The 10,454-nt window shown below is 71.9% G+C and carries 15 protein-coding genes; 8 read left to right on the top strand and 7 right to left on the bottom strand.

The window, feature by feature from the left end; genetic code table 11:
* Window positions 1-205 (top strand): alpha/beta hydrolase (locus VFN12_RS03410; RefSeq protein ID WP_325117179.1); only part of this gene is annotated, 205 nt, incomplete at its 5' end.
* On the top strand, window positions 202-633 hold the full coding sequence (locus VFN12_RS03405; RefSeq protein WP_325117178.1) for a GNAT family N-acetyltransferase: 432 nt from the start codon (window positions 202-204) through the stop codon (window positions 631-633). The genes VFN12_RS03410 and VFN12_RS03405, both read left to right, overlap by 4 nt.
* 11 nt (window positions 634-644) lie before the next feature.
* Here VFN12_RS03405 and VFN12_RS03400 read toward each other — a convergent pair whose 3' ends face one another.
* From VFN12_RS03400 to VFN12_RS03390, 3 genes are all read right to left on the bottom strand, one after another.
* Window positions 645-1,724, bottom strand: a complete 1,080-nt coding sequence (locus tag VFN12_RS03400; RefSeq protein ID WP_325117177.1) for an MBL fold metallo-hydrolase — start codon at window positions 1,722-1,724, stop codon at window positions 645-647.
* A 91-nt stretch (window positions 1,725-1,815) separates the two neighbouring features.
* Complete coding sequence (locus tag VFN12_RS03395) at window positions 1,816-2,628, bottom strand: SDR family oxidoreductase (RefSeq protein ID WP_325117176.1); 813 nt, start codon at window positions 2,626-2,628, stop codon at window positions 1,816-1,818.
* Window positions 2,625-3,758: a diacylglycerol kinase gene (locus tag VFN12_RS03390; protein ID WP_325117175.1), complete on the bottom strand. Its 1,134-nt coding sequence runs from the start codon at window positions 3,756-3,758 to the stop codon at window positions 2,625-2,627. The genes VFN12_RS03395 and VFN12_RS03390 overlap by 4 nt, the downstream gene beginning before the upstream one ends.
* A gap of 149 nt (window positions 3,759-3,907) precedes the next feature.
* On the opposite strand from VFN12_RS03390, the gene VFN12_RS03385 reads away from it, so the two are divergent.
* Entirely contained in the window at window positions 3,908-5,002 is a 1,095-nt protein-coding gene (locus VFN12_RS03385) for a serine/threonine-protein kinase (RefSeq protein ID WP_325117174.1), read from the top strand.
* Window positions 4,999-5,460, top strand: coding sequence for a hypothetical protein (locus tag VFN12_RS03380; RefSeq protein WP_325117173.1), 462 nt, complete (start codon window positions 4,999-5,001; stop codon window positions 5,458-5,460). Before VFN12_RS03385 ends, VFN12_RS03380 begins: the two co-directional genes overlap by 4 nt.
* 16 nt (window positions 5,461-5,476) lie before the next feature.
* Here the strand turns inward: VFN12_RS03380 and VFN12_RS03375 are convergent, their stop codons facing one another.
* Window positions 5,477-6,643 (bottom strand): NADH:flavin oxidoreductase, encoded by a 1,167-nt coding sequence (locus VFN12_RS03375; protein ID WP_325117172.1) that lies wholly within the window; start codon window positions 6,641-6,643, stop codon window positions 5,477-5,479.
* Window positions 6,644-6,795: 152 nt separating this feature from the next.
* Here VFN12_RS03375 and VFN12_RS03370 point away from each other — a divergent pair, with 152 nt between their 5' ends.
* Window positions 6,796-7,296, top strand: a complete 501-nt coding sequence (locus VFN12_RS03370; RefSeq protein ID WP_325117171.1) for a DoxX family protein — start codon at window positions 6,796-6,798, stop codon at window positions 7,294-7,296.
* Window position 7,297: 1 nt separating this feature from the next.
* A complete protein-coding gene (locus VFN12_RS03365; RefSeq protein ID WP_325117170.1) occupies window positions 7,298-7,441 on the top strand; it encodes a hypothetical protein in 144 nt (47 codons plus the stop codon).
* Window positions 7,442-7,461: 20 nt separating this feature from the next.
* Here VFN12_RS03365 and VFN12_RS03360 read toward each other — a convergent pair whose 3' ends face one another.
* Entirely contained in the window at window positions 7,462-7,887 is a 426-nt protein-coding gene (locus tag VFN12_RS03360; protein ID WP_325117169.1) for a PaaI family thioesterase, read from the bottom strand.
* Window positions 7,888-7,963: 76 nt separating this feature from the next.
* On the opposite strand from VFN12_RS03360, the gene VFN12_RS03355 reads away from it, so the two are divergent.
* On the top strand, window positions 7,964-8,536 hold the full coding sequence (locus VFN12_RS03355) for a dienelactone hydrolase family protein (protein ID WP_325117168.1): 573 nt from the start codon (window positions 7,964-7,966) through the stop codon (window positions 8,534-8,536).
* A 122-nt stretch (window positions 8,537-8,658) separates the two neighbouring features.
* The gene (locus tag VFN12_RS03350; RefSeq protein WP_325117167.1) at window positions 8,659-9,315 is read left to right on the top strand and encodes a class I SAM-dependent methyltransferase; all 657 of its coding nucleotides are present in this window, start codon (window positions 8,659-8,661) and stop codon (window positions 9,313-9,315) included.
* A 1-nt stretch (window position 9,316) separates the two neighbouring features.
* Here VFN12_RS03350 and VFN12_RS03345 read toward each other — a convergent pair whose 3' ends face one another.
* Both VFN12_RS03345 and VFN12_RS03340 read right to left on the bottom strand, forming a co-directional pair.
* The gene (locus VFN12_RS03345) at window positions 9,317-9,526 is read right to left on the bottom strand and encodes a CDGSH iron-sulfur domain-containing protein (RefSeq protein WP_325117166.1); all 210 of its coding nucleotides are present in this window, start codon (window positions 9,524-9,526) and stop codon (window positions 9,317-9,319) included.
* Window positions 9,523-10,454: iron-containing redox enzyme family protein (locus VFN12_RS03340; protein ID WP_325117165.1), on the bottom strand; the 932-nt coding region annotated here is incomplete at its 5' end. The genes VFN12_RS03345 and VFN12_RS03340, both read right to left, overlap by 4 nt.

Below are 10,454 nucleotides of genomic sequence, written 5' to 3'. Positions count from 1 at the left end.
CTCCGGCCTGCCCCCGGGGCTGGTCTTCTGCGGCACCCGCGACACGCTCATGCCGGGCTGCCGGCTGCTCGCCCGGCTCGGGACCGAGGCCGGCTGGGACCTGACCTACGTCGAGGTGCCCGACCTGATCCACGTCTTCCCCATGCTTCCGTTCATCCCCGAGGCGCGCCGCGCCTGGCGACAGACGATCGACTTCCTCTCGTGATCATCACCGCGGAGTCCTTCGAGTCCCTCGGCCCAGGCGTCGCCTACGGCATGCTGCAACTGCGTCAGGCGGTGTTCGTGGTCGAGCAGGACTGCCGCTACCTCGACCTCGACGGCCGGGACCTGGAGCCGGGGACGCGCCATGTGGTGATGCGCGACGGGGACGCGGTCGTCGGGTGCGCACGCGTTGTCGACGACGTCGACGTGTGGAGGATCGGACGGGTGGCGCTGCGACCCGACTACCGCGGGCGCGGGCTGGCCGAAGCCCTGGTGACCACCGCGCTTCAGGTGTGCTCCGACCGCGACGTGGTGCTTTCGGCGCAGTCGCCGCTTGCGGACTGGTACGCCGGCTTCGGGTTCCGGGTGGACGGGCCGGAGTTCCTCGACGACGGCATCCCCCACCTGCCGATGCGGCTCAGGCCGCGGTGAACATGCACGCCTCAGGCCGCGGTGAACACCACTCCGTCGGGCGTGACCTCGCGGGTGGCCCGACCGCGCGCGACCAGCAGCTCGAGGTGGGCCTTGGTCTCCATGCTGGCCAGGGCCGCGTTGAAGACGTCGAGGTCCGCGAGTGAGTGCTCGTGCCGGGTCCAGGGCAGCTCCCCCGCGACGTCGAAGCCCGTGCCGGGCTGCTGGCGGATCGCGTCGAGACACCGGTCGAGGCGGACTTCATGGTGGGCGAGCAGCTCGTCGATGCGGGCGTACGACGACGGCGCGACCGGACCATGGGCCGGGAGCAGCCGAAGGTCGGGCAGCCCGCGGACCTTGGTGAGTGAGCCGAGGAAGTCGCGCAGTGGCTGGGCGACGGGCACGGGTTCGAAGCCGATCGACGGTGTGATCGTGGGCAGCACGTGGTCTCCGGCGAAGAGCAGCCCGGCCGGGCGGTCGGCGAACACGAAGTGGCCCTGGGTGTGGCCGGGCGTGTGGACCGCGTCGAGGGTCCTGGCACCGACCTCGACAGTCTGGTCGCCGTCGAGCCAGGTGTCGGGGTAGCCCCACATGGTCAGGTCCGGCCGCTTGCCGTCGGAGAACTTCAACCACTCCCGGGCGATCTCCAGCGCCCCGGCCGACCGCAGCACGCCGGCGGTGGGATCCTCGACGACGTCGTCGGTGTTGTGCATGAGGTCCAGCGTCGGCTTGTCGCCGAGACCCAGGCTGACCTTGGCGCCGTACTCCCGGCCGATGACGGCGGCCTGGGTGTAGTGGTCGCGGTGCACGTGGGTGACCAGGAACCGGGTGATGTCGGAGAGGGCGTACCCGAGGTCGCGCAGCGACTTCTCCAGGAGGGTGCGGCTCTCCTCGATCGCCCAACCACCGTCGACCAGCGTCAGGCCGTGCGCGGTCTCGATCGCGTAGACGTTGACTGCCTTGAGCCCGTCCATGGGCAGCGGCAGGGGGATCCGGTGGACACCGTCGGCCACCGGCCACGCACCCGGCTCGGTCCAGTGCTGGCCGGAGTCCGGTGAGATCGAGTGGGCGGTGTCGTTCCGGGTCTCGGCCGACCGTCCATCGTGCGTCATCGCTCGGAGTCACCGTTGGAAGCGGGGGTTTCGGGACGGGCGCTGCGCGTCCTCCTCAACCCACAGCCACGTGAGCGCACGAACGGGGTGATCACGTGCCCGAGCCCAGGTCCGGCAGTCCCAGGTCCAGGTTCGGCTCCTGGATCCCGCCGTCCACCTCCAGCAGCTTGCCGGTGACGTACTGCCCCGCCCGGGAGGAGAGGTAGAGGACCGCGGCCGCGATGTCCTCCGCCTCACCGACCCGGCCCAGCGGCGTCTTCTCCTCCATCTGCCGGCGCATTCCGGGATCGCTGGTGACGAAGTCGAGGGCGCTGGTCGAGACCGACCCCACCGCGATGCCGTTGACCCGGATCCGCGGCGCCAGGTCCCGGGCGGCCAGCCGGGCCCAGTGGGCCAGCGCCGCCTTGGCGGTGCCGTAGGCGAGGTACCCGCGTCCGGAGGCGCGCCCCATCATCGAGCTGATCGTGACGATCGCCTTCTGCGCGTCGTCGGGGCCCTTCAGCATGAACGGGACGGCGGCCCGGCTCAGGGCGTGGGCCGTGCTCACGTTGAAGCGGAACGCCTCCTCGAGGTAGTCGACGTCGGTGTCGAGGAACGCGTTGGGAACGGTGCCACCGACGTTGTTGACCACGGTGTCGACCCGGCCGAACTCGTCCTGGGCCGCCTGGGCCAGCCCCGCGACGGCATCGAGGTCGCTCAGGTCTGCGGGCACGACCAGCGCCCGGCGGCGCGCGTCGCTCACCCGGGCCGCGACGGCCTCGAGCTGGTCGGCGGTCCGCGAGGAGATCACCACGTCCGCCCCCGCCTCGGCGAGGGCGACCGCCGTGGCGGCCCCGATCCCGCGACCGGCGCCGGTGACGATCGCGACGTGGTCGGTCAGCGTGAACCGGTCGAGGATGTTCATGCCGGGCCGCCCGTGGTGACCAGACCGCGACCCGTGACCAGGGGCAGGTCGAGTGCGGTGACCAGCCCGGGTGCGGCGCCGACAACGGCCGGCACGGCGTTGACCAGCCGCTGGGCGGTGACGATCATCCCGGACACGTTGTGGTCACCGTGCTCGCCGCGGTGGGCCAGCTCGAGCTCCATCTCCGGCTCGCCGGTGATGACCACGCGGTAGCAGCCACCGCCTTCGCGGGGTGTGGGCCACTCGGGCACCTGGTCCTCGGCCGTCCGGGTGACGTGCTCCAGCACGACGCGGGGCACGCCGTCGACGGTGCCGATCACCTCGAACCGGACCGCGCCCATGGTCCCCGCCCGGACGTCGACCGACGCGGTCTCGACGTCCCGCTCGGCCGGCCGCCGGTCGACCTTCTCGGACAGCGGCTCGTCGAGGGTGATGCCGAGCCCGGCCGCGATCTGGCGGACCACGCTGCCCCAGGCCATCGACAGGACCCCGGGCTCCCAGAGCATCGGCTTGTCCTCCAGGGGCCGGCCGAAACCGAAGATGTCCCGCATGACGACCGGCTGGAAGTACGTCGAGTAGTCGGCGATCTCCTGCACCCGCACCTCGTCGATGCGCTGCGAGAGCGAGGTGAGCGACAGCGGCAGCACGTCGTTGGCGAAGCCGGGGTCGATGCCGTTGACGTGGAGACTCGCGCCGCCCGCCTCCCCGGCCTTGGCGATCCTCTCGAGCATCTCCGGAGGCAAGATCCCGGAGGGCCACTGCAGGAGCACGGGGCCGCTGGAGACCACGTTCACCCCAGCCTCCAGGAACCCGACCAGGTCCTCGATCGACTCGAACACCCGGTCGTCGGTCATCGCGGTGTGCACGATCGCGTCCGGCCGCAGGGCGAGGAGGGCGTCCCGATCGGTGGTCGCGCTCACCCCCAGGTCGCGTCCGAGCCCGGCGAGCTCGCCGGCGTCCCGGCCGGCCTTGGCGGGATCGGAGACCCACACGCCGACCAGCTCGAGGTCGGGATGGCGGTCGATCCCGGCGATGGCGTGACGGCCGACCGTGCCGGTGGACCAGGCGACCACCCGCAGGGGGTGCCCATGCTCAGCTGGATCTGTGTCGCGGAAACCTGGGGAGACCATCACCCAAACCTAGAACACGTTCTATTTCAAGGGAAGTGTGGGCGGTCACTCTCCTGGGTCCGGCCCCGGGGTCGGGGCTTGGGGCCGGGGCAGGGCTCGGGCATAGTGACCCCGACCAAGCGACCAGCAGCGGCCGACCAGGAGCAGACGTGTCAGCGGAGGAGCCCCCCGTCCTCGCCGATCGCTATCGGCTCGAGGAGATCCTCGGTCGCGGCGGGATGGCCGAGGTGTGGCGCGCGACGGATCCGGTCCTGCACCGCTCGGTCGCGGTGAAGCTGCTGCGCGACACCGCTGACGACGAGACCGACCGGCAGAGGTTCACCGCCGAGGCCCGCACCCTGGCCCGGCTCAGCCACCCCGGCCTGGTCATGCTGCTGGACGCCGGCATCAAGGCCGAGAGGCCCTACCTGGTCCTCGAGCTGGTCGAGGGCCGCACCCTCGAGCAGGAGTGCGGGGGACGTCCCGCCGCTCCGGAGAGGGTCGCCGAGATCGGCCGCGAGCTCGCGGCGGCGCTCGCCTACGCCCACGGGGCGGGGGTGATCCACCGGGACGTGAAGCCGAGCAACGTGCTCCTCGGGCACGACGGCCGGATCAAGCTCGCCGACTTCGGGATCGCCCGACTCATCGGCGAGACCGTCCGACACACGCGGACCGGGCAGGCGATCGGTACGGCGGCGTACCTCTCGCCCGAGCAGGTCCGGGGCGAGGACGTCACCGTGGCCACCGACGTCTACTCGCTCGGCCTGCTCCTGCTCGAGGCCCTCACCGGCGAGCGTGCCTACCCCGGCACCCCGACGGAGGCCGCTCTGGCCCGGCTGAGCCGCCAGCCCGAGATCCCCGACTCGCTCCCGGCCGACTGGGCCGGGCTGCTCGCCCAGATGACATCCCTCGACGACACCGACCGGCCCTCGGCCGACGAGGTGGTCGCCAGGCTGCGCGAGATCGGTCGTGTCGGCACGGTTCCCGAGTCGGGCGAGACCAGGGTGATGACCGCCCCGGTCGCGACGGCCCCCTCCCGCCCGGCCGAGCTGCTCGCGACGGTCCGCGAGCGGGCCGCCGGCACTCCCCCGCACCTGCGCGTGGTGCTCGGGGTGTGCGCGCTCATCGTGCTCTTCGTCATCATCGCCGGCCTCGCCGCCGGTGGGGGTGAGGCTCCCGCGGACAGGGGGATCCCGGCGCAGACCCCGCCCGAGCTGGAGCAACCGCTCCAGGACCTGCACGACGCCGTACTGGAGGGCCAGTGACGACCGGAGCCAACGCTGCCCGCCGGCTGGCGACCCTGGCACTCACCGCGTTGCTCGTCGCGGGGTGCGGTGGAGCGTCGGCTCCCGCCGACAGCGCGCCGGAGCTGGCCGAGCAGCTGGCCCGCGTCGACCGCGCCGTCGCCGCCGGCGACGAGGTGCGGATCCGCGAGCGGGTCGAGGCGCTGGCGTCGGCCACCGAGGCGGCTCGCGACGACGGAACCCTCGACGACGAGCAGGCGGACCGCATCCTGGCTGCTGCCGACGAGCTGCTGGCCCAGCTGCCGGACGAGGCACCCGCGCCCGAGCCCTCACCCACGACGCCGACCTCGTCGCCGACGCCCGAGGAGGACGAGGACGAGGAGGAGGAGCCGACGTCCGAACCCGAGGAGAAGCCCGACAAGCCCGAGAAGCCGGAGGACCACGGCAAGGGCAAGGGCCACGACGACAAGCACGACTGAGGGACGGCGTCGACCCTCAGCCCACCGCCAGAGGACACCGGGTGCCCTCGTAGATCGTCGGCATGCAGAGGTTGCAGTGGATGCACGCGCCGGCATCCTGTCGTCCTGACCGGAGCCGGTCCACGAGGTCCGGCTCCCGGAGGAGCGCGCGGGCCATGGCGACGTACTCGAAGCCGTGGGCCATCGCCCGCTCCATCGTCTCCAGCCGGTTGATACCACCGAGCAGCATCAACGGCATGGTGAGCGCTTCCCGGAACCGGAGCGCCGGCTCGAGGAAGTAGGCCTCCCGGAACGGGTACTCATGGAGGAACCGACTCCCGAACAGGCGCATGCCGAGCCGGACCGGCTGAGGCATCACGGCCGCGAACTCGCGCCGGGGTGCGCCGCCGCGGAACAGGTACATCGGGTTCATCAGCGAGCTGCCGCCACTGAGCTGGAGCGCGTCGAGGGTCCCGTCGGCCTCGAGCAGCCTGGCGAAGTCGAGCGCCTCCTCGCCGCGCAGCCCGCCCCGGAAGCCGTCGTCCAGGCTGACCTTGGCGGTGACCGCGGCGTCCCCGCCGATCTCGTCACGAACGGCACGCGCGACCTGGCGGGCCAGGCGGGCCCGGTTCTCCAGCGGCCCTCCCCAGCGATCGGTGCGCCGGTTGAGCCCGGGAGCGAGGAACGACGACAGCAGGTAGCTGTGCGCCATGTGCAGCTCGAGCACGTCGAACCCGGCGTGGACCAGGGTGCGCGCGGCGCCGACGTACGCGTCGGTGACCCTGGTGAGGTCTGCCTCGGTGGCCGAGGCGACCATCTGCATGGACAGCGGGCTCGGCATCCGGCTGGCGCTGATCGCCCGGGCCCGGTTGGAGCGGCCGTTGGCAACCGGACCCGCATGACCCACCTGGCCGGCGAGCTTGGCACCGGTCTCGTGCACCGCGTCGGCCAGCCGCGCCAACCCGGCGAGGCTGTGCTCGCCGACGACGATCTGCTCGGCGTGGGTGCGACCCTCCGGCGAGACCGCGAGGTAGGCGACGGTGGTCAGCCCGACCCCGCCGCGGGCGACGGCCAGGTGGTACTCGACCAGGTCCTCGGTGGCCTGACCCTCCGGCGTGCGCCCCTCGAACGTCGCCGCCTTGACCACCCGGTTGCGCAGGGCCACCGGGCCCAGCCGGGCCGGGCCGAAGACGTCGGGGGTCACCCCGGAACGATAACGCGTTCTAGTTTCGGCCCGGGCTCCTGGACGAGACCGGGGACGGGGCGACCGCCGGTTGAACGCTTCACATGTTCACATCGTCTAACTCTGCAAGCCGTCTTCCTCGGGAGCGGGATCTTCGAGACAGGAGAGGCATCATGAAAGCAGTCGGTGCATCTGCACTCGGCCACTTGGCGGACCTGGGTCCGCTCTGCATTCGCGTGGGGGTCGGCGCGGCGTTCGCGGTCCACGGGTGGCAGAAGTTCGACCAGATCGGCGTGTCCAACTTCGCCACGTTCCTCGACTCCCTGGGCGTCCCGGCGCCCGAGACGGTGGCCTGGCTGCAGACCATCGCCGAAGGCGTCGGTGGGCTGTTGCTGATCGCCGGGCTGATGACCCGCCTGGTCACCATCCCGCTGATCGGGATCATGGTCGGTGCGGTCCTGCTGGTGAAGGTCGACCTTCCCGGCGTGGGCTTCGTCGTCGACTCGAGTGTCGGCACCGGCTGGGAGCTCGAGACCGCCCTGGCCGCGGGCCTGCTCGGCCTGCTGTTCATCGGCCCCGGTCGGCTCTCGATCGACGGCGCCATGGGCATGGAGACCGCGGTCGCCCCTGTCGGCGCCGCGCGCGCCGCGACCCGAGAGCCAGAAACGACCTGACGTGAGCCTCGGCCACCACTCGGTCAAGGTCTGGCTGGCCGTGTCGGCCGCTGCAGTCCTGTTCGCCCTCGTCGTGCTCGCCGTCGCCCGGTACGGCGGCGGCAGCGCGGGCGGAGGCGGGAACGGTGGCGGCTTCGGCTACTGAACCGTTCGCCGAGGACCTGCTCAGGCCGGGTAGAGGTTCTGCAGCCTCACCTGGCCGCGGGCCACGAGGCGACCCTCGGCGTCTCGCGTCTCGACGACCCACAGCTGCTGGGAACGGCCGCGGTGCAGCGGCGTGGCCGTGGACTCCAGTTCGCCCTCGGCCACGGCCCGGAAGAAGTCGGTGTTGTTGTTGACGCCGACCACCTTGCCCTTGTCGCCGAGCCAGACGGCCGCCGCGACGCTGGCGAGCGTCTCGACCACGCTGCAGTGAGCCCCGCCGTGCAGGATGCCGAAGGGCTGGTGCAGGTGCTCTCCTGCCGTCCATCGCGCCACCACGACGTCGCCCGTCACCTCGGTCAGCTCGACGCCCAGGTGTCGGATGAAGGGGCTGGTCATCTCGTCGGTGACCACCAGGTCACCGGCGTGGTCTTCGCCTCGCGCAGTCATGGCGCCCATCATCCCCGATGGCCCTCGCGGCCGATCCGGACGGTGATCGTCCGCAACCACCCCTAGCCTGTGACTCATGACTGAGATCCTGCTGTTCCACCACGCGCTGGGCCTGACACCGGGCGTCACCGAGTTCGCCGACCGGCTCCGGGAGGCCGGACACACCGTCCACACTCCCGACCTCTACGACGGGCACACGTTCCGGACCGTCGAGGACGGACTCGGCCACGCCCGCGAGGTCGGCTTCGGCACGATCCTCGAGCGCGGGGTCGCCGCGGCCGCCGACCTTCCCGCCGAGCTCACCTACGCGGGCATCTCGCTCGGGGTGATGCCGGCCCAGCAGCTCGCCCAGACCCGCCCCGGCGCTCGTGGCGCGGTGCTGCTCGAGGCCTGCGCCCCTCCGTCCGAGTTCGGGTCGTGGCCGGACGGCCTGCCCGTGCAGATCCACGGCATGGACGCCGACCCGTTCTTCGCCGAGGGGGGCGACCTCGATGCGGCCCGGGCGCTGGTGGCCGAGGTCGACGAGGCCGAGCTGTTCCTCTACTCCGGCGACGTCCACCTGTTCACCGACAGCACCCTGCCGGCGTACGACGCGGAGGCGGCGGCGCTGCTGACGAAGAGGGTGCTCGAGTTCCTCGAGGTCGAATGAGGAGAGCCGGTTCGGGGTACGTCGGGCACCGCTGACGACCAGACAGGGGGCCCCATGTCCATCGATTCCATCGTGCTGCTCACGCCGCCCAGCGCGCTCGAGACCCTCGACGCCGCCACCTGGTGAGCACGCTCGACTCGGCTCCCGACCGGAGCCGGCTGCTGTCGACGGCGTCGTTCGGCGGACTGGCCATCGCCTACGACGAGCGGGTCCTCGCGCCCCGACGGTGGACCACCATGCAGTCCTACTGGGCGGTCGAGCTGCTGCGAGACGCACCACCCGGGCGGGTCCTCGAGCTGTGCTCCGGCGCCGGGCACATCGGCCTGCTGACGGTGGCGCTCGTGCCGCGGGACCTGGTCATGGTCGACGTCGACCCGCACGCCTGCGAGCTCGCCCGGCGCAACGCCACGGCGAACCAGCTGCTCGCCTCCGTCGACGTACGGCAGGGAGACCTCCAGGACGTCATCCGCGCCGACGAGGGCTTCGTCGGCGTGATCGCCGACCCGCCCTGGGTGCCCTCCGCCGGGATCGACCGGTTCCCCGAGGACCCCGAGCTCGCCATCGACGGGGGCGAGGACGGCCTCGCGGTGGCCTGGTCGTGCCTGGAGGTGATGGACCGGCACCTGGCGCCCGGCGGTTGGGGCATCCTCCAGCTGGGCACCGAGGAGCAGGCCGAGCGCGTGGCCGCCCGGTGTGCGGCCCGAGGGCTGGGCCTGGAGCTGCTCGAGACGCGCGTCTACGACCGGGGCGTGCTGGTCCGTCTCGCCGCGACCGGCTGACTCAGTCTCGGCGCACCGACTTGTGCGTGCTGTCGCACCAGGGCATCCGCTGTGAGCGCTGACAGGTGCAGAGCGCGACCACCGGTCGGGTGACCTCGTGCTCGCGCCCATCGTCGGTCACGATCACGTCGGCGTGCCGGACCAGCAGCGGCCCGTCGCCGTACTGCCTGATGCTGACCTGCTCGCCGGACCGGGAGCGGGCCTCGGTCACGACGCCAGCTCCCCGTCGAGGCTGCGGGACCACGAGTCCAGCAGGTCCTGGGCGGCCAGACCGTCGAGGTGCAGGCAGGCGGCGACGCCGAAGAGCACCTCGGCTCGCTGAGCGGGCTCGCTCTCGACGAAGTTGCCGCAGACGTCGCGGAGGACGATGTGCTCGTGGGCCGCATCGGCCTCGACGTGCTCGTGGAAGTACGCCGCCGTCGCCTCGGGCAGTCCCACCCGCTCGATACCCGCAGCGATGCGCCGGCTCGGTACGGAGCTCGTCGACTCGAACGCGCACAGGTGCCCCAGCGCGGCTCCCCGGAGCCGATGGTTGAGTCCCACCAGGGACATCAGGTTGTTGACCGCGAGGGTGCTCGCGGGCACCCGCTCGATGTAGGCGCCGAACTCCTGGTGGAGCCCGGCGGCCTCGTGGGCGACGGCGTACAGGTGGCTGTGAAGGCGCTCGGGGCGGCCCGCGCCGAACTCGTCGTACTGCAGCTCCGCGAGAGCAACCTTCGCCGGCCCACCGACGCGACCCACGACGAAGGAGTGCGGATCCGACTCCTTGAGGTGGTAGACGCTGCGCTGGGCCAGGAAGTCGAGCACCTGCTCCCGCGTGGCCTCGCGGTGGAGGAAGCGCGCCAGCTCGGGCCCTGGCACGTGGGCGAGCACGTGCTCGATCTGGGGTACGACGTCGCCGTGGATCGCAAGGGAGTCGTGGACCACGGGAGCGGTGGCCGTGCGCAGCTGCTCCTCGAAGGGCTGCTCGAGCCTGCGTCGTACGGCCACGGCGCCCGGGTTCCACTCGTGGTCGTAGGCGCCCTCGAAGGAGCGGTAGCTCTGCTCGTAGAGCATCCACAGCGCGAGCTGGAGGTCGTCGTCGCGAAGGATGTGACTGAGGTCGTCGGGGAGCTCGACCCTCGGGAACTCGTCGCCGG

This window comes from Nocardioides sp. (assembly GCF_035703625.1).
Taxonomy (GTDB): Bacteria; Actinomycetota; Actinomycetes; order Propionibacteriales; family Nocardioidaceae; genus Nocardioides.
This window is presented reverse-complemented; position numbering and strand designations above follow the sequence as displayed.